The 18,237-nt window shown below is 69.9% G+C and carries 15 protein-coding genes; 6 read left to right on the top strand and 9 right to left on the bottom strand.

What is annotated here, in order from left to right; translation table 11 throughout:
* The first annotated feature begins 90 nt into the window (after positions 1 to 90).
* The gene (locus tag P7V53_RS19695) at positions 91 to 573 is read left to right on the top strand and encodes a DUF1579 domain-containing protein (RefSeq protein WP_280151211.1); all 483 of its coding nucleotides are present in this window, start codon (positions 91 to 93) and stop codon (positions 571 to 573) included.
* An 8-nt stretch (positions 574 to 581) separates the two neighbouring features.
* Here P7V53_RS19695 and P7V53_RS19690 read toward each other — a convergent pair whose 3' ends face one another.
* Together P7V53_RS19690 and P7V53_RS19685 are read right to left on the bottom strand one after the other, a co-directional pair.
* Entirely contained in the window at positions 582 to 3,227 is a 2,646-nt protein-coding gene (locus P7V53_RS19690) for a hypothetical protein (protein ID WP_280151210.1), read from the bottom strand.
* Positions 3,228 to 3,598: 371 nt separating this feature from the next.
* On the bottom strand, positions 3,599 to 4,489 hold the full coding sequence (locus tag P7V53_RS19685) for a helix-turn-helix transcriptional regulator (RefSeq protein ID WP_280151209.1): 891 nt from the start codon (positions 4,487 to 4,489) through the stop codon (positions 3,599 to 3,601).
* Between the two features lie 231 nt (positions 4,490 to 4,720).
* Between P7V53_RS19685 and P7V53_RS31530 the strand changes: the two genes are divergently transcribed.
* A complete protein-coding gene (locus P7V53_RS31530) occupies positions 4,721 to 5,083 on the top strand; it encodes a hypothetical protein (protein WP_348273439.1) in 363 nt (120 codons plus the stop codon).
* A gap of 27 nt (positions 5,084 to 5,110) precedes the next feature.
* Here the strand turns inward: P7V53_RS31530 and P7V53_RS19675 are convergent, their stop codons facing one another.
* Positions 5,111 to 5,575, bottom strand: coding sequence for a YbhB/YbcL family Raf kinase inhibitor-like protein (locus P7V53_RS19675; protein WP_280151208.1), 465 nt, complete (start codon positions 5,573 to 5,575; stop codon positions 5,111 to 5,113).
* Positions 5,576 to 5,696: 121 nt separating this feature from the next.
* On the opposite strand from P7V53_RS19675, the gene P7V53_RS19670 reads away from it, so the two are divergent.
* Together P7V53_RS19670 and P7V53_RS19665 are read left to right on the top strand one after the other, a co-directional pair.
* A complete protein-coding gene (locus P7V53_RS19670) occupies positions 5,697 to 6,035 on the top strand; it encodes a hypothetical protein (RefSeq protein ID WP_280151207.1) in 339 nt (112 codons plus the stop codon).
* 55 nt (positions 6,036 to 6,090) lie between these two features.
* Positions 6,091 to 6,750, top strand: a complete 660-nt coding sequence (locus P7V53_RS19665; RefSeq protein WP_280151206.1) for a LysE family translocator — start codon at positions 6,091 to 6,093, stop codon at positions 6,748 to 6,750.
* A 1-nt stretch (position 6,751) separates the two neighbouring features.
* Here P7V53_RS19665 and P7V53_RS19660 read toward each other — a convergent pair whose 3' ends face one another.
* The gene (locus tag P7V53_RS19660) at positions 6,752 to 8,185 is read right to left on the bottom strand and encodes a C13 family peptidase (protein ID WP_280151205.1); all 1,434 of its coding nucleotides are present in this window, start codon (positions 8,183 to 8,185) and stop codon (positions 6,752 to 6,754) included.
* A 185-nt stretch (positions 8,186 to 8,370) separates the two neighbouring features.
* Here P7V53_RS19660 and P7V53_RS19655 point away from each other — a divergent pair, with 185 nt between their 5' ends.
* A complete protein-coding gene (locus P7V53_RS19655) occupies positions 8,371 to 8,853 on the top strand; it encodes a TRAP transporter small permease (protein ID WP_280151204.1) in 483 nt (160 codons plus the stop codon).
* Positions 8,850 to 10,139: a TRAP transporter large permease gene (locus P7V53_RS19650; protein WP_280151203.1), complete on the top strand. Its 1,290-nt coding sequence runs from the start codon at positions 8,850 to 8,852 to the stop codon at positions 10,137 to 10,139. The genes P7V53_RS19655 and P7V53_RS19650 overlap by 4 nt, the downstream gene beginning before the upstream one ends.
* Positions 10,140 to 10,206: 67 nt before the next feature.
* Here the strand turns inward: P7V53_RS19650 and P7V53_RS19645 are convergent, their stop codons facing one another.
* The 5 genes from P7V53_RS19645 to P7V53_RS19625 form a co-directional block, all read right to left on the bottom strand.
* Complete coding sequence (locus P7V53_RS19645; protein ID WP_280151202.1) at positions 10,207 to 12,510, bottom strand: M6 family metalloprotease domain-containing protein; 2,304 nt, start codon at positions 12,508 to 12,510, stop codon at positions 10,207 to 10,209.
* Positions 12,511 to 12,609: 99 nt separating this feature from the next.
* Positions 12,610 to 13,200, bottom strand: a complete 591-nt coding sequence (locus tag P7V53_RS19640) for a hypothetical protein (RefSeq protein WP_280151201.1) — start codon at positions 13,198 to 13,200, stop codon at positions 12,610 to 12,612.
* Positions 13,201 to 13,266: 66 nt separating this feature from the next.
* Positions 13,267 to 16,092 carry a PQQ-dependent sugar dehydrogenase gene (locus P7V53_RS19635; RefSeq protein ID WP_280151200.1) on the bottom strand — a complete coding sequence of 942 codons (2,826 nt, stop codon included), beginning with the start codon at positions 16,090 to 16,092 and terminating at the stop codon, positions 13,267 to 13,269.
* A gap of 206 nt (positions 16,093 to 16,298) precedes the next feature.
* On the bottom strand, positions 16,299 to 17,297 hold the full coding sequence (locus tag P7V53_RS19630; protein WP_280151199.1) for a Gfo/Idh/MocA family oxidoreductase: 999 nt from the start codon (positions 17,295 to 17,297) through the stop codon (positions 16,299 to 16,301).
* Positions 17,294 to 18,226, bottom strand: coding sequence for a toll/interleukin-1 receptor domain-containing protein (locus P7V53_RS19625; RefSeq protein WP_280151198.1), 933 nt, complete (start codon positions 18,224 to 18,226; stop codon positions 17,294 to 17,296). Before P7V53_RS19625 ends, P7V53_RS19630 begins: the two co-directional genes overlap by 4 nt.
* Positions 18,227 to 18,237: the final 11 nt, after the last annotated feature.

Genomic DNA, 18,237 nt, shown 5'->3' with positions numbered 1-18,237 from the left:
GCCGCTGCTTCGAGGCCGCGTCGTGCACAGGGTCGTCGTTTGATGCGGGCGCCCGCTTCGCGCACCATCGCGGCGACAGGAGCAGACGCGATGGACAAGATCGAACCGCAAGCAGAGCACCAGTGGCTGCACCGCATGGTCGGCGAGTGGACCGGCGAAGGCGAGGCGGCCATGGAGCCCGGCAAGCCGCCCGTGAAGTGGAAGACCTTCGAGCGGGTGCGCTCCATCGCCGGCCTCTGGGTGCTGGCCGAAGGCGAGGGCGAGATGCCCGAAGGTGGCCGCGCCACCACGCTGATGACGCTCGGCTACGACCCGCAGAAGAAGCGCTTCGTCGGCAGCTTCATCGGCTCGATGATGGCCAACCTGTGGCTCTACGACGGTGCGCTCGATGCGTCGGGCAAGGTGCTGACGCTTGACAGCGAGGGCCCGAGCTTCAACGGGGACGGCACCCTCGCCAAGTACCAGGACGTGATCGAATTCGTGAGCGACGCCCATCGCCTGATGCGCTCCCGCGTGCTGGGCACGGACGGCAGGTGGAACGAATTCATGATGCTGAGCTACCGGCGGGCGTAGCGCCTCGGCTAGGGCTCCAGCACTCCCAGCGCATTGGCGCGCAGGCTGCCGCCCGCGCTCAGCGTGAGGCGGCGTCCGCCACTGACGGGCGCGCTGTCCACCGTGTACGCCCCGTCGGGCGCGAGGCCGGTGACGAGCACCCGCGTCGCGGTCGCCGGCACGACGATCGAGCTGCTGGCCAGGGCGGCATAGAGGTCGTCGACGAACAGCACCGCGGTGCTGCCGACCAGGGCGCCGGTGAGCCCGCTGCCCTGGTCGCTGCGGAGAAGCTGCGTGGGCTGCGCCGCGACGCTGCCGTCCGTGCCCTGCAGCACGTGCAGGAAGTGCACGCTGCGCGGATGGCCCACGGCTTCGACGCGCAGGCGGTAGGCACCGGTCCAGCTGATCTTGTCGGCCGACATCGGGTCGAGCGTGGCCTTCCAGAACTGGTCGGTGACGTCGATGGCGGGACCGACGATGGCGGCGCTGGCCGAGGCCGGCTCGGGCAGCAGCGTGCTCACGTGCAGCCGCTGGCCGCCCGGCGTCGACGCCGTCACCGTTGCGCCGCTGCGCACCGGGGCGGCGCCGTGGCTCGGAAGGTTGAGCCAGAAGCGCTTGAAGCGGCCGTCGCTCGCGGTGCGCGCGCGGTCCATCACGACGATGGTGTCCGGCTTCAGCCACATCAGGCTGCGGCTCGCATGGCTGACCCCGCGCGCAGTGTCGCCGTCCTCGCCGGCATAGTTGTAGAGGTTGGTGGCGTCGCCGGTGAACAGCAGGTAGTCGCTCGCGACGCCGCGCACCAGCACCTTCGGATCGCCGTCGTGCGCGCTGCCGATGAACTGGCTGCCGCGCGCCAGGAAGGGCGCGTGGTAGTTGCCGACGGCGGCCTGGGGATCGTTCTGGATCGTCAGCGTGTTCTTGAACTCCGACAATGCCGCCCCGGCGCCGTACGCCGACAGCTCCTTCGTCAGCCACTCGCCCTTGCGCCAGAAGTCGAACATGTTGCCGTCGCCGTGCTGATGGTCGACGGCGTTGTAGCTGAGCTTCGTGTTCAGCATCCGGACGTCGGCGGCGTCGTTCCAGCTGGTGCGTGCCTGCAGGCGTCCCAGGCTGGCCGCGAAGTGATGCGTCGGTGTCGACGGCCGGGGATCGGCGGGCGGTGCTTCGCCGGGGTCGAACATCAGGAAGTAGAAGATCGACTGGATGATGTTGTCGTCGTTGCCGGCGCGCGAGGTCAGTCGACCCGGGTTGTCGGGCGGGGCGGTGTACTCGAGCCACTTCGCGGCAGCCAGCTCCTGGCTGCGGCCGGCATAGCGCGCGTAAAGCGACAGCGGGCCCATCACGCGCATCGGGTCGATGAAGTAGAGCTGCTCCGCATCGCCGAACCACGACGGCTGCAGCACCTGCCCGTAGCCGGTCGCGACCTTGCGCGTCGTGAGGCTGTGGAAGAAGCCGGGCATCAGCCGCGTGAGCAGCGGGTGGTTCACCAGCGACACCTTGTCGCCGTGGAGCGTGGTGTCGTCCATGCCCGAGGTGTGCAGCGCCAGCATCAGCCCGTAGTAGAAGCCGATGGACTCGCCGTACTCCATGCCCTCGGGGCTGATGCCGCCGAAGCCGTCGTTGCGGTAGGCGTAGTCGGTCATGTACAGATAGGTGCCGATCGCCTCGTGCATGAAGTCGCCGAGCCGGCCGTTCGCATCGCCGGGCACGGTCGGGTCGGCGATGTCGTCGCCGGGGTCGATGGCGTTGGCCATCATGAAGATGTTGCGCGCGTGCGCCATCAGGTAGTTGTTCATCGAGAAGCGGATCGCGCGGCGCTTGGGATCCTGCAGATCGAGCAGGGCAGGGTTGTTCCGCCGAGCGGTACCGCTTGGTACCGAGCCGGCGTTCGTGTGGTAGTAGGTGACCGACGGATAGCCGTCGCGGTCCTCGGCGCACCAGCGCAGGAAGACCCGACGGATGCGTCGCTTCTCGCTGGCGCTGAGCGACGGATACAGCCAGTCCACCGCGAGCGGGAAGGCTTCGCCGTGCCAGCGGCCGCGGTCCGACGACGCGAAGGAGCCGCTGCGGAACTTGCCGGCCCCGACGCCCAGGTCGGCCTGGTCGATCACGGCGAACAGCGCCGTCTTGGCCGCGGCGATCCAGCGCGGGTTGCGCACCGGGTCGGTGTCGAGCAGGCCCATCAAGGCCATCAGCGCCGCATACGACTCGGTGGCGTACGGCGTGTAGGTGCTGCCGCCGTTGTCCTGCGCCGGCACCACGCCCGACTCGATGCGATCGCGTGCGGTCACGGCCAGCTGATACAGGGCGCCGCCGTTGGCCGCGCCGTACATCGGATTGCCGGCGGTGGCCCAGCTGCGCAGCCGCGCGAGGTCCTGCTCGCGGATCCACAGGCGCGGGTGCCCGGCGACAGGCGTGCGAACGGCCGCCGCGTTCACGCGCAGCGTTGCCGCTTCGCTGGTCTGCGCTCCGCCGTCGTTGGCGACGACCACGTCGAAGCGCACGCCGTCGTCGGCCGTCGTCGCGGCGACGCTGTGCACCGCGCCGGTGGCGCCGGTCACGGGCACGCCGTCTCGGCGCCACTGGTAGCGCAGCGCCGCCCCGGCAGCGGTGACGCTGAAGTGCGCGGTCGTGCCCACGCTGACCGTGCGGTCGACGGGATGCGCGAGGATCATCGCCCGCGCCGCGGACGGATCGGCGGGGGGCGGTGACGGTACAGGGGCAGGCGCAGGTGAGGGTGCCGGTGCGGGTGCCGGAGACGGCGCGGGGCTGGGCGAAGGACTCGGTGAGGAAGGCTGGCTCGAATCGGGCGGCGCAGGTGCATCCGCGTTTCCGCCGCCGCAGGCGGCGAGGAAGACGGACAGCGCGAGGGCGGCGAGGCGGTGATCGGATCGTGTGGCGGTCATGGTGTCTGTTTTTGAAGTCCCGCGCCGATGGCGCAAGGACCGCACCCGCATCGAGTCCCCGCTGGAGTCTTTCGAAGACGGCACCGGAGTGACAAGGTCCGGCGCCTTGTGACCCGATTGGCACACCCGTGTCCGATTCGTCAAAGCGCAGTTGGGCCGGACGGCGGTGTCCGTGGACTCACCAGGTCCTGCGGCAGCTCGTACGCCCACTCGGACGGCATCGACAGCCGCATGCGTCGATGCAGCGTTGCCGGCGATCGTCCCGCGAGGGCCTTGAAATCCCTCGCCATGTGAGCCGGGTCGGCGAAGCCGGCGCGTTGCGCCACCGAGGCCAGCGTCGCCGAGCCGCGGCGCGCTGCGTTCTGCACATGCCACAGCGACAGCTGCAGCCGCGCGAGGCGGATCAGCACCTTCGGCGAGACGCCGAAGGTGTCGAGGAAGCGGCGATGGAGCTGCCGCTCGCCGAGCCCCGCATGCTGCGCCAGCTCGGACACCGTCATGTGCGGCAGGCGCCACACGAGCTGGTGCACCAGGCGAGACATGGACACCGCCCGGCTGTGCGCCGCGCGATGCAGCCGGCGCTCGAGCATCGCTTCCAGCACATGGATCTGGCGCGCGACCGAGCGCTGTTCGGCCATGCGCTCGTCGATCACCAGCCGCTCCGCGGCCGAGAGGATGTCGCCGGCCGCGATCCAGCGGTCGGTGAGCTCGTGCGCCGAAACCCTGCACAGGTCGGTCAGGCGGCCGGGCTTGAGCAGCACCACCGTGGTCTCCGGCCGGTCGAGGTATTCGCGCCGGGCTTCGCGCGTCATCGCGCCGGAGAAGGTCGCGCCGGTGGTGATGCGCCCGCTGGCCGGATCCCGCAGGCAGCCGCGGTGGATGATGGTCAGCGCGGAGTACATGTTGGCCGGAAAGGCAGACGGCACGGCCGCCGGCGGCGGGGCTTCGTCGGCACGGCGGCGCACGACGTAGCCCATCACATCGGCGGCGAGCGCAGGCGACGGGGGCAGGATGGTGATGCGTGAACTCATGTCGGGGGCGCGCAGAGCAAGAGCCGTGCGATGGATGCAAGCGACCGAGATTGCGCCCTGACCGCGGCGTGCCGATGACCCGGCTGCGGGCTGGCATTGCACCTGCAATGCGGGGCCGCACACGCTGGCAGCGCCGCTGGCGGTTCGGGCCGCGCGACGCTACAGTCTCTGGAAGAAGTCGGGTCCGGCGCGACGGCGTCGCCGCGTGGCAGCCGACGAACGGAGCCTCACATGCCCTACGTCCACCGCACGGCCCTCGGCGAGATCGACAGCCTGCACCGGCAACCGCTGCCGGGTGCCACCGAGTTCCTCGACAACGACCATCCCGAGGTCCAGCGCTTCGTCGGCGGCAACAGCACCTCGCCGGACAACTTCAATCAGCTCGACGCCGAGTTCATCCGCGTCATCGAGGACGTGATCGATGCGCTGATCATGAAGAACGTCATCACGATCACCGACCTGCCCGCGCAGGCGCAGGCCAAGCTGTTCGCGCGCAAGAGCCTGCGCGACCGGCTCAACGGCAAGACGCTGCGGCTGTTCCCGAACACCGGCTTTTCCCAGGTGATCGACGACACGGGCTTCGGACCTCTCTGACCCCCAGCGCTCGGAGCCGTCCGACGCTCAGCGTTGCTTCTGGTACGTGCCGATGAGCTCGCAGTGCGCGAGCACATGCCCTTGCATTGCTTTTTCCAGCGCCTGCTTCTTCGGCGAGTCCTGGTCCGACAGCAGGGCGTCGAGGGCGTAGAGCTTGAAGAAGTAGCGGTGCCGGCCGATCGGAGGGCAGGGGCCGCCGTAACCGGTGCGGTTCCAGTCGTTCTGCCCTTCGCGCGTGCCCGGCGGCAGCGGCGTGCCGCCCTCGGGCAGGCCGGCCGCGCTGGGCGGGATGTCGTAGAGCACCCAGTGCACCCAGATGCGCTGGGGCTTCGCGGGGTCGGGCGCGTCGGGATCCTCGACGACGAGCGCGAGGCTGCGCGTGCCGTCGGGCAGGCCGCTCCAGGCCAGCGGCGGGGCGGTGTCCTGGCCTTCGCAGGTGTGGCGGGTGGGGATGTCGCCACCGGCGGTGAATGCGGTCGAAGTGAGTTCCATGCATCGCCTCCTTCGTGCGGACCATTGTGGGCGCGCCCCTTGTCCTCGGCGCGATCCGGGAGATTCGCCGCCGGCAGGGTCGTGACTTACCCTCGCAGGCCGAGCCGCAAAGGAGACAACGATGAAGGACCTGCCCGCACGAGAAAAGCTGGACCTGGCCGAGAAGGTGGCGCAGTACCTCGTGCTCGCCAGCTCGCTCGACAAAGCCTCGCCCCTGGAGGACTACGACGCCGCCAACGAGCTGAGCCTGGAGCTGGCGATGCTGCTGCCCAGCTCGATCTACCGCGCGATGACCGACGCGGTGTCCCACCCCGATGGCAAGGTCAACCCGGCGTCGGTCGCCATCCTGATGCGCAGGGAACTGCTGGCGCCGCTCGAAGGTGATCTGCAGTCGACCCAGATCGCCTTCCACGCGCCGGGCGGGGCCGCGGTGGAAAAACCCAAGGGCAAGACACATTGACTGTCGCCTGCTCACGCGGGCCGCATTCCGCTTTCGACGCACGAGGAGACGAACGATGACGTGGTGGCAGGTGTTCGATGCGACGACGATCGCGACCTACATGCTGGCCGGCGTGGCGCTCGTGATCGCGCCGGGACCGGGGCAGGCGCTGGTCATCGCCCGCAGCTTGCAGGGCGGCGTGCGCGCCGGCGTGCTGACGGCGGCAGGTCTGGAGATCGGCACGCTGGTGCACGTGGTGGCCGCCGCGCTGGGCCTGTCGATGATCCTCGCGCATTCCGCCACCGCCTTCGCCGTGGTCAAGTACCTGGGCGCGGCCTACCTGATCTGGCTCGGGGTGAAGGCCCTGCGCGAGGCGAAGGCGCAGGCGGGTCCGGCGTCCGACGCCGGATCTGCTGCGGCGGCGAGCGGGCGGCGGCTGCTGATGCATGCGGCCGTCACGGGCGTGCTGAACCCGAAGGTGGCGCTGTTCTTCCTCGCCTTCCTGCCGCAGTTCGTGCATCCCGAACGCGGCGCGGTCCTGCTTCAGTTCGTCGTGCTGGGGGGGCTGCTCGCGCTCACCGGTCTGATGTTCGACAGCCTCGTGGCCTGGCTCACCGGGCGCGCGCGGCGCCGGCTTGCGTCGAACCCGCGCTTCGCGGCCTGGCGGGAGCGCGTGATGGGCGGTGTTCTGATCGGCCTGGGCCTGCGCCTCGCGCTCGTCGAGCACAAGCGCTGAGTCAACGCGTTGCGCCGGTGGCCAGCTGCGCTTCCAGCCGCCCCAGGCGCTCGCGGATCGCGTCGCCGACGTGGATCTGCGGATTGGAATAGCCGTCGGACTTGCCCGCTTCGCGCTCGCGACGTTCGATCACGCGGCGCGCCGCGGCGTGGGCGTGCTCGAACGACCAGGTGCGGCGCAGCTCCTCGTCGAACACCGCGCGACCGAAGAAGGTGAGCTCCGACTTCCTGCCGCAGCCGTACGAGGTGTGGTCCGCGTCGGCTGCCGTCATCACCAGGCTGCCCGCGTCGGCGAGCGGCGCGATCCAGCTTCCGGAGTAGCAGGCCGACACGGAGATGACCTTCCAGCGCACGCCGGCGGCATCGAGCCAGGCTTTCAGCGCCTGCGGCGTCACCGGCTCGACCGTGAGCGGCCAGAAGCTCGCTGCGAGCTCGCCGTTCTGCGCTCCGTGCGAGGTCAGGTGGATGAAGAGCACGTCCTCGTCGCGGTTCATCCTGGCGGCGATCTGCCCGATCGCGCGCTGAAGATTGAGCGGTGTTGCCCACGGCCGCTGGCGCAGCGTGTCGCGGTGATTGACCAGCCGCATGGTGCGGCCGGCGGCGTCGAAGCGCTGCTCCATCACGCCGGCGACCATGTCGGCTTCGCGGCGGAAGACGTCTTCGTCGGCATACGGCGCGAAGGTGATGGCGTAGACGTCGACAATGCCCGGACGCTGCGGCCGCAGTGCGCCCAGCTGCTCGTCCAGCAGCCGGGGCTGCAGCTCCATCAGGTCCTGCGTGAGCTTGAGCGGCTGAAGCTCGCTGTCGGCCGCGTGCGCCGCCGAGGGGTACCAGGCGCGCACCGGCTCGCTCCACTGGCTGAGTGCCATCGCGGTGACCAGCAGAACCGCGACCGCGAAACGCGTCGCTCGCCCGCTGGCGCCGCTGCGCAGCACCAGCACGGTCTGCGCCGCTCCCATCCATGACAGCGGCACCACCCACCAGATCCACGCGCCCCAGCGGCCGATCAGGGCGAGGTCGAAGGCGCCGCTGCGCACCAGCGGCAGCGTCACGATCGCCAGCGCGATGCTGATCGGCAGCGTCTGGGCGGCGAGCATCGCGAACAGGGCCGCCGCGCTCGGGGCCCCGTCGGACGGCGTGCCCGATCGCGGCACGAGCAGCCAGCACAGCCACAACGCCAGCGCGGTGGGCAGCCAGCCGGCCTGGATCGCCGGCCAGTAGAACGACGCCGCGCCGTCGATGTACAGGCGCTGCACCAGCAGCCCGAACGCCCACGGGACGAGCACCAGGCAGGCCACGGTGGCCGGCGTGGCCTGGAGCCCGCTCCAGCGCGGCTTCATGAGCAACGCGGTGCGCGCGCCCTCGCGCCACCAGTTGCCGAGTGCGCCGCGCCCGAGGGCCGGCGCAGCGGCGGGGTCCTGATCGTCGTATTGCATCGTCCACGGGTCCGTTTTGTCCGACTCTTGTCCGACTTTAGCGGGCCGGCGCCGCTGCTCGCCTCCTGGTCCCGGGAAGGTGACGGCTGCCGAGGCACGCGCTCGTCCCGTCGACGCCGATGTTCGACAATCGAGCAGAGTCCATCAGACAGATCCGAGGGCGCAGACCGGCGAGGAGACTCGAGATGACGAAGGGGTTGTCGGCGATCGATCGTGGCGTCGAGCTCCTCGTCGCCGCGATCCTCGCCGCCATGGTGGTGGTCGGCACGCTGCAGGTCCTTCACCGCCTGGTGCTGAATTCGTCGCTGAGCTGGAGCGAGGAAGCGCAGGTCTTCGGCCACATCGGGGTCGTGTTCCTCGGGATTCCGGTGGCCTACCGCCGCGGGGCGCATTTGTTCATCGACACCTTTCGCGACATGTACCCGCCGCTGGTGCGCGCCGGCTTCGACCTGCTGGTCGAGCTGATGTGGTTCTCGTTCGCCGTCTCGCTGATGGCGCTGGGGTGGCAGGTGTCGCGCGTGGCGGCGCTGCAGGAATCGCCGGGGCTGGAAGTCCCGATGAGCTACCCGTACTACGCGATGGTGGCCGGCGGCGCCTACCTGGCGCTGGTGGCCCTGCAGCGCATGGTCGCGTGGGGCCGGCAGCACATCGACCGGGTGAAGTCGTGATCTGGGGGCTGTTCGCGCTGATGCTCGTCGCGATGCTGGCGGGCATCCCCATCCTGCTGGCGATCGCGCTCGCCGGCCACGTGGGCGTGGCGGCGGCGCCCGACATCGTGCTGCCGCTCTTCGCGCAGAAGATGCTGGTGCAGCTCGATTCCTTCACGCTGCTCGCGCTGCCGTACTTCATCCTCGCCAGCGCGCTCATGTCCGCCGGCGGCATGAGCCGGCAGCTGGTGGAGTTCTCGCGCGTGCTGGTGGGCCATCTGCGTGCCGGCCTGGCGCACGCGTCGGTGGTCGCGAGCATGGTGTTGGGCGGCATCTCCGCCTCGTCGACGGCCGACGCCGCCGCCATGGGGTCCATCGTCATTCCGACGATGAAGCGGTCGGGCTACAAGTCGGGCTTCGCGGCGGCGCTCGTCGCCACCGCCGGCACCCTGGGCGCCATCATTCCGCCGAGCATGACGATGGTGATCTACGGCGCCATCGCGCAGGTGTCGATCGGCGGTCTGTTCCTCGGCGGCATCATCCCGGGCGTGCTCGTCGGCCTGTTCCTCATGACGACGATCAAGCTCTACAGCTACCACCCCGACTATCCCGAGCTGCGCGTCGTGCACGGCCGCTTCGAGTGGGCCGCCCTGGGACGTGCGACACGCGAGGTGTGGCCGGCACTTCTCGGGCCGGTGATCGTCGTCGGCGGCATCCTCGGCGGCGTGTTCACCGCCACCGACGCCGGCGTCGTGGCCTGCCTGCATGCCCTCGTCGTCGGCCTTTTCGTGTCCCGCAAGCTGCGCTGGCGTGATCTGCCGCGCATCCTGGTGGACTCCGCGGTCATGACGACCTTGGTGTCGGGCGTGATCGCGGTGGCCGGCGCTACGGGCTGGCTGCTGGCCACCCTGCAGTTCAACGAGAGCGCGGTGAGCTTCGTGACATCGATGTCGCAGAGTCCCACCGTCGTGCTGCTGATCGTCGCCGCCGTGATGATCGTCCTGGGCACCTTCGTGGACTCGCTCGCCGTGCTGCTGGTGTTCGCGCCGGTGGCCATCGAGATCAGCAGGAAGTACGGCATCGATCCGTACCAGATGGGCCTGGTGATGGTGATGTGCCACCAGATCGGCGCCGTGTCGCCGCCCACGGCGCCGCTGCTGTTCGTGACCACCGGCATCGCGCAGGCGACCTACGCCGAGACGAATCGGCACCTGTGGTGGTTCATGCTGGCGCAGACGCTGGTGCTGGTGCTGGTGATCCTGGTGCCGGGGCTGGGGTCGTGGATTCCGCATTACTTTCTCGGGTGATCCCGCGCCGCAGCCACGTTCGATGGCTCATGGTCAGGTGACCACTGCGCAGCACGCGCCTCTGAGGCTACGCCACGGCGGGCTTCACCACCACCCGCCACGCGTTCAGCTTGCCCACGTCGTCCGGCGCCGTGTCGGCCACCGAAAGCGTCCAGTTTCCCGCGACCGGCTGCCCGGCGAGGGTGGTCAGGCCCGGCGTCGTCGCAACGGTGTAGGTCTGCACGAGGTTGTCGGTCGAGCCGCCGGTGCCGCTGTGCAGCACCACCTCGCCGCCGGCCGGCGATCGCAGGGCGACGCGCAGGTCGCCGATCCACGGATGCGTGATGTCCACCGACACCTCCAGGCTGCCCACCTGGCCCGCGGCGGCGGTGGCCAGCGCGCGCTCGATGCCGGCCGGCTGGTTGTCGGGGATCAGCGCGCCGGGCGCCTCCTCCAGCACCACCGGCCCCGGCGAAACGGCCGCCGAGTTGAACTCGAGCGCCCACCGGTTGAGCATGCCCGCGTCGGCCGGCGCCAGGTCCTGGACGCCCAGCCGCCAGGCGCCTTGCGTGCTGCGTCCCCGCCAGGCGGCCAGCGCCGGCAGCGCGGTCTCGTCGTAGGTGGCCTGCAGGTTGTCCGCGTTGCCGCCTTCGTTCTTCGGGTGCAGCACGACGGCGTCGCCCCAGGGCGCGGTGAGCATGATGCGCAGGTCGCCGCGGTAGGTGTGCGTGATGTCGACCATCACCTTGAGGCCGGTGATCGTCAGCGCCTCCGCGATGTCGATGGTGTCGACGATGCCCGTTGCGTCGTCGTCGGGGATGTTGCGGTCGGCGCTGGACTCGCGCCGCAGCACCACCGGCGCGCTCACGTCCTCGGACAGGCGCACGCCGAAGGTGACCACCGGTCCGGGCGCCGAGATGTCGTGGATGTCCAGGTGCGAGGTGGTGCCGTTCCACCATTTGCTGTCGGGCGTGGTGGTGTCGGCGAAGCGCATTTGCGCCTGGCCGAAGAGGTCGGTCGCATCGCCGTACTGGGCGCGCCGTGTCTCCAGCGCAAACGCGCCGTCGGCCTGCTCGAGCGACACCTCGTAGTGCTTGGCCGGCGTCATCTGCTCGTTGCTGTTGTCGCCTTCCTCGTCGACGTGCCAGATGGCCAGGCCCTCGTCGGGCAGCGAGGCATCGCGACCTGACCTGACGCGGTTCTCGATGAGGAAATATTCCTTGCTGTCCTTGGCGAGCATCGCGAAGTCGTTGTTGCCCGCGGGCAGCGACACCTGCTGGCCGTGCTCAAGTGCCTTGACGCTGCCGGCCCAGCCCGACAGGCGCTTCAGGTAGCCGCAGATGTGGGTGGGGTTCTTCTCGTCGATGTTGGCCCCGGCGCACATGAGGCAGTACGCGCCGATGCCGCTGGACTCGCTGCCGTAGTCGTAGAGATCGGGGTAGTCGCACAGCATGTGCCCGTTCTCGTGGCAGAACGTGCCCAGCGAGAGCTGCTGGCTCATGTCGGTGAACTGGTAGTCGAAGACCGACTTGCCGGGTGCGACCAGCACCGGCGTTTCCAGGTGCCAGGCGTGCGGCCACAGGCCCTCGGCCCAGTTGTTGACCACCTCGCCCGCGTAGTAGACGTTCATCGCGTAGACCATGCCGGCGTTGTCGGCGGTGAGCGCGGAGAAGTCGAAGCCGGTGGCCTTCAGGTGGTCGATCGCCTCGAGGATGAGCTGCCGCGCGCGCGTGCCCTGGGGAATCGCCGGATCGGTGTAGTGCGCCTTCGGATGCTGTGCCCGATAGGACGGCGCGACGACATTGGTGTAGCGCACGCGGCCGATCGAGTTGGCAAGGTAGTAGTCGAACACCGAGCCGTTGTTGCCGAAGCCGCTGTAGCCGGGCTGGTTGCAGAAGTTCTCGACCTCGCCGCGGCTGATCGCGCCGGCCTCGTCGGGAAATTCGATCAGCAGGCACAGCCCGACGAAGTCGCCCAGCGTGCCGCGCTGCGGCGGCGCAAACGCCGGTGCGCCGCCCGCCACCAGCGAGCGCATGACGCGCTGCTGTGTCTTGCGCTCCTCGCGCCGCTGGTCGCAGCGGCGTCCGCCCAGGCGCATGACGCCCTCGCGTCCGCGAGCCCGCGCGCTCTCGCGGGCGACGCGCAGTCCGGGCTGCACGGCGGCTCGCGTGCCGTCGAGGTGGCCAGGTGTGCCGGGCGCCGGCTCGAGCGTGGTGCCGTCGGGCGAGAGCTGCGCGATCTCGTAGAAGCCGGTGTGCGGGTTCTTCACCACCGTGAAGCCGTCGAGCGTCTCGAACACCGCGTAGTGCTGGTCGCCCCAGCCGCGCAGCTGGATGCGCGTGCCGTCGGGTTGCGTGAAGGTGAAGGTCTTCCCGGCGAACGGAGTTGCCATGTCGTGCCTCCCGCGGCGCGTTTCGATGGGGCAACCTTAGTGCTCGCCCATGCGGGCTTCAATCGTCTCTGTTAGGGAGGCGAACCCCACGACCATCGCTCAGTTCGGCGTCATCAGGACCTTGCCGTCCACGAACACCGCTCCCTTGCCGCCGCCTTCACCGATCATGCCGATGCCGGTGCGCGAGTTGCTGCAGTTGAACTGGCCGCCGCCGTAGTGGTCGCAGCGCGTGTTCGATGCGGCGCCGCCCGACGAGCGGCCGCACAGCACGGCGAGGTTGAACTGCGCCGGGCCATTCTCGGGACCGCCGACGCCGTTGGCCAGGACCCAGTAGCGCCCGGGGATGACCGCCGTGCAGCGCTGCAGGGCAGCCACGTCCAGGGCATGCAGCTCGCGGCCGTTGACGACGACGCCGCTGCGTCCGCGCGAGGCGTCGCGACGCAGGGGGCCGCCCAGACGCAGGCCCGGGTGGATCTGTCGCGCGGCGGGGCCGCCTTCGCGTCCCCATACGCCGGACACCGTGTCGTACCAGTAGCGTCCCGGGACCAGCGGCACGCCGTAGGCGCGCTCCAGCGCGGACCGCGTGGCGGCGTCGAGCGGCACTGCGTTGACGACGACGTCCTCGGCGAACGAGAGGGCCGAGGCGAGCAACAGCGCGGCGGCGGCCGCGAGCGGACGGATGGCGGTCATGAGGCGGCTCCTCGGCGTGAGCGGATGCGTACGCCTGGGTTGCACCTCGCGCGCGCAAGGTTCAATTCACGGCGCGCTGATCCTCGTGATGCCGCCGCGCGTCAGCACGTACAAGGCTCCGTCGACCCCCGCCAGCATGTCCACCGGGCTGTCGATGCCGCTCGCGAACGCATACGCCGCGTTCCCGTTCGACAGGTCGACACGGCCGACGAAGCCGCTGACGTAGTCGGCGAAGAAGTAGTCGCCTCGATAGGGGGCCGGGAAGTTGCCGCTCGTCGGATAGAAGGCCCCGCCCGCGATCGCATAGCCGACGAAGAAGCCGCCGGGGCCTGATCCGGCGGGGCTGGTGGCGCTGTGCCTGTAGGTGAACAGGGGCGCGGTGATGCCGCCGCTGATGTCGTCCGGCCCTTCCGATCCGGGCCACCCGTAGTTGGCGCCCGGCGACCCCAGGTTGATCTCTTCCCACGTGTTCTGGCCGACGTCGTTGACGTGTATGCGGCCCGTGCCCGGCTGCACCGCGAAGGTGAAGGGGTTGCGCAGGCCGTAGGCCCACACCGCGCGCGCCAGGCCTGTCTGCGTGCCGTAGAACGGGTTGTCGCTCGGGATCGAGCCGTCGGCATTGAAGCGCAGCAGCTTGCCGAACGGATCGGCCAGGTTCTGCGCCTTCGCCGAGTTGGCGTTGTCGCCGACGCCGACATAGAGCTTGCCGTCCATGCCGAAGTGCATCGCGCCGCCGTTGTGGTTGGTGGCGCTGGACAGCAGCGGCAGGTCCACCAGAACCACTTCGCTGCCCGCCGCGGCCACATCGCCGCTGGCGGTGAAGCGGCTGATCCGGTTGTGCGTGCCGTTCTGCGTCGTCGTGTAGTGCACGTAGACGCGGCCGTTGCTCGCGAAGCCCGGATCGAGCGCCACGCCGATCAGGCCTCGCTCGCCGCTGGAATCAACGGCGAGCGAGACGAACGGCGTTCCCAACAACGCTCCGTTTTTGATGATCCGCAGCGCACCGGTCTGCTGAGCGACGAACAGCCGCCCGTCGGGCGCCTGCGCGAAGGCGGTCGCGTTGCCGAGCGTGCCGCCCCAATGATCGAGCCGGCTGAAGCCCTGCGGCAGCGATCGCGAGCCGCCGAAGCTCACCGTGCGGGTCGCCCAGCCCGAGACGTTGCCCGCCGCATCGCGGGCCCGGGCGCGCACGATGTGCTGTCCCGAGGCGAGCGTGTTGGTGTCGAAGCTGGCGCTGTACGGCGCCGCGGTGTCGGCCGAGCCGACCGTGACGCCGTCGACCTGGAACTCGACGCTCTGCACGCCGACGTTGTCGCTGGCCGTGGCGGTGATGCTGAGCGTCCCCGCCAGGCCGGTCGCCAGGTTGGCCGGCGCGGTGAGGGCGACGCTCGGGGCCTGCGTGTCGCCGGTCGCGGCGCTCACGCTGACGGAGCGCACCGCGCTGGTCGTGGCCGCGCCGTCGTCGTCGGTGGCGCGCGCGCTCAGGCTGTGCGTGCCGCTGCTCGACGGCGTCCAGGAGATCGAGTAGGCGCTGGTGGTGTCCTCGCCGATCTTGGTGGAGCCGTCGAAGAACTCCACGCGCGCGATCGTGCCATCGCTGTCGGCTGCCGAGGCGCTGAGCGTCATCGCCGTGCCGACCGTTCCGGTGGATGCCGCGCTGAGCGTCACCGAGGGCGGCTGGTTCACCACCGGACCGAGGTCGGTGAAGGTGGCGGTGTAGGTGGTGTTGGCCGCCGGCGTGGAGATGGTGTGCGTCGCGGCGCCGCCGTCGCTCCAGTGATCGAAGCGGTAGCGGCGACCGTTGAGATCCTGGTCGGCCGCGCCCAGGTCGCGCTGGATGCCCACCACGCCGGTGGTGGTGCGCGGCGCCGTGATCGGCTGCCCGTCCAGCGTGAGGCGCAGCCCGGCCGGGCTGGTGGCCAGCGTGAACTGCGACTTCTGCGGCAGCAGGTCGCGCGTCACCTCATGCGTCAATCCGCCGCTGTCGGTCGCACGCAAATGGAAGCGGTACCAGATGTTGGCCGCGGTCTCCCCGCGCACCGGAATGGTCACCGAGCCGCTGCCGCCGCTGGTCTGCGGTTGGAAAGGGTGCACATGGGTGTCGTGGTGCAGCTCCGCCCACCAGGTGAGCCGGCTGGAAGGCACGGTCCCGTCCTCGAGGTCGGTGGCACTGCCGCTGAATGACACGCTCTGGCCCGCGCGAAAGGTCTTGCCCGACGCCGGGCTGGCGATCGTGGCCAGCGGCGGGTCGTTGCCCGCGCCGTTGCGCACCTCGCAGCGCTTGACCACGCCGGCCAGCGGATCGCGGCCGAAGAAGGCGTTGGTGCACTGCCCGCTGCTGGTGATCGACTTCTGGATCCAGCTCGAGTTGGCGCCGTAGCGCACGGTCTGCGTGCCGCTGACGGTGAAGCTGTGTCCTTCGTCCGCGATCCTGGTCCAGACATCGAGGCGTTCGCAGCGCTTGACCACGCCGGCCAGCGGGTCGCGGCCGAAGAAGGCGTTGGTGCACTGCCCGCTGCCGGCGACCGACCTTTGCACCCAGCTCGCGCTGGCACCGTAGCGCACGGTCTGCGTGCCGCTGACGGTGAAGCCCTGGCCCTCGTCGCTGATCTTGGTCCAGGTGTCGGGCACCAGCAGCTCGCAGCGCTTGACGGTGCCCTGGAGGGGGTCGCGACCGAAGAAGGCATTGGTGCACTGGCCGCTGCTGGTGACGCTCTTCTGCACCCAGCTGGAGCTCGCGCCGTAGCGAACGGTCTGCGTGCCGCTCACGGTGAAGCTCTGCTTCTCGTTGGCCAGCAGGACCCACGCGGCGCGCGCGGCGGTGGACCAGGAGCCGAGAACGAACAGGCAAAAGCCGAGGAGAACCCAATACCTCAGGTGCAAGCGCCGCATGAAACCCTCACCTCCTGGACCCGACCCCCTGCGGTGCACATGCGTTCCTGCTGCGGCACTTCTTCTTCGAGGGTGGAATGATGGTGGGCAAGCGGTGCCCACGATGTGCGCAGGGCAAGTAACGGGAGCTTGCAGATGCAACAACACCGGGGGGCATCGGCCCTCATCCCGCCCTCTGCCGCAAGCGGAGAGGGGGCCGGCACCGCTCAAGGCCTCTCGAAGCGCCCGCTCTTCTCCGACGCGAACAGCGCATCGATGACGCGCATGTTGACCTCGGCATCGTCGAGCCCGCGTGCATCGGGCGCCTCGTCGCGCACCGCGCGGGAGAACGCCTCGGCCTGCAGCTGGTACTGGTCGGCCACCGGAAGGGTCTCGGTGCGGACGTTGCTGCCGTCGAGCGTGGCGGACTCCTCCACCCAGAACCTGCAGGGCGCGTCCTGCGGCGCGTTGAACGGGATCTCGATCTCGATGCGCCCGCGCGTGCCGACGAGCTGGATGCGCTGGTATCGCGCCGCCTGGGTCGAGACCGTGAAGACGAGTTGCCGTCCATTGCCGAAGTCGAGCAGGCCGCTGGTGCGCCGGTCGGTGCCGAACTGCGGGTCGCGGTCCAGCGAGGCGATGACGCGAACCGGATCGGCTTCGAAGAACCAGCGGCCGGCCACGATCGCGTAGCAGCCGATGTCGTACAGCGCGCCGCCGCCGATGTCGGGACGGTTGCGGATGTTGGCCGGATCGTCGTTGAAGTAGCTGAACGGCACCTGCATGAAGCACAGCTCGCCGATCACGCCGCGCCGCAGCTCCTCGCGCGCCTGGATCCATTGCGGATGGTGCCGCACCATGAAGGCCTCGCGGATGTGCACCCGCGAGGCATGCGGGCGCAGCACCTCCAGCTCGGCGGCGGTCATGGCCATCGGCTTCTCGCACAGCACGTGCTTGCCCGCCCGCGCGGCGGCCAGCGTCCACGGCACGTGCAGGTGATTGGGCAGCGGGTTGTAGATGGCCTCGATGCCGGGATCGGCGAGCAGCGCCTCGTAGGAACCGTGCGCGACCGGGATGCCGAGCTTCTCCGCCGCGGCCTTGGCCTTGCCTGGCTCGCGCGACGCGATGGCAACCACCTCCAGTTCGCGGCTCTTCAGCATGCCCGGGATGCAGCGCTGCGTGCCGATGAGCGCCGTCGACAGAATGCCCCAGCGAACGCGTGTCATGGTGTGAATCTCCTTGCGATGAATTCGATCGGCACGTGCGCCGACAGGCCGCCTTCCGTCTGCATGACGAAGCGGATCTCGTTGCCCGCGACCGTGCCGCGGTAGCGGTGCACCGATTCGACCGGCGCGGTGTTGCCGCCGATCTCGGTGGTTCGGGTGGTGAAGCGCACCGTGCCGGCGTCGACGCCGCCGTCGACGATGCCGCGATCGGCGCCCAGGAACGAGGCGGTGCCATGCAGCTCGGCGGCGTCGCCGGCGAAGACGAAGCGCTCCAGGTAGTCGGCGTTGGGCCAGTCGTAGCGCACCTGCGCCTGCCACACGCCGTTGATGTCGGGCCTGTCGTGCCCGGGGCGGAAGAAGTAGCCGATGCCCAGCGCGAGCCCCGCGGCGAGTCCGCCGGCCGCGGCCAGGACGAGCAGCCGCTTCCAGCGCGAGGGCAAGGAGGCAGGCGGCTTCGGCGGCTCGCCGATCGCCTCGTGCACGGCGGCCAGCAGCCGCTGCATGTCGTCGGCGAAGCGCGCGTTGACCATCTCCAATGCGTGGCGGCGTGCCAGCGGACGCAGCGACTCGGGCAGCACCTCCGCGCGCGGCATGGCAGCGCCGTCGAGCAGCACCGGGATGACACGCAGGCCGCGCGACAGTCCGGCCTCGATCTCCGCGCGCACGAAGTCGGCGGGATCGTGCAGCCGCGACGGCGCGTCAGGCGACTCGCCCATCCAGCGCTTGCCGATCAGCACCAGCAGGACTTGCGACTGCCCGACCGCGCCGCGAATGACCTCGTCGAAGGGCAGGCCGGCGGCGATGTCGTCGGCGTCCATGAAGACGCGCTCGTCCGAAAAGCGGCGCACGAGCTCGTCGTAGATCGCGCGCGCATACCCCGCGGCGTCGTCGCGGCGGTAGCTGATGAAGACTCGGATCCCTCGTTTCATGCGCCGGCGAA

The sequence above is a fragment of the Piscinibacter sp. XHJ-5 genome (assembly GCF_029855045.1).
Classification (GTDB): domain Bacteria; phylum Pseudomonadota; class Gammaproteobacteria; order Burkholderiales; family Burkholderiaceae_C; genus Albitalea.
The sequence above is the reverse complement of the archived record's forward strand: the minus strand, read 5'-3'. Positions and strand labels throughout refer to the sequence as shown.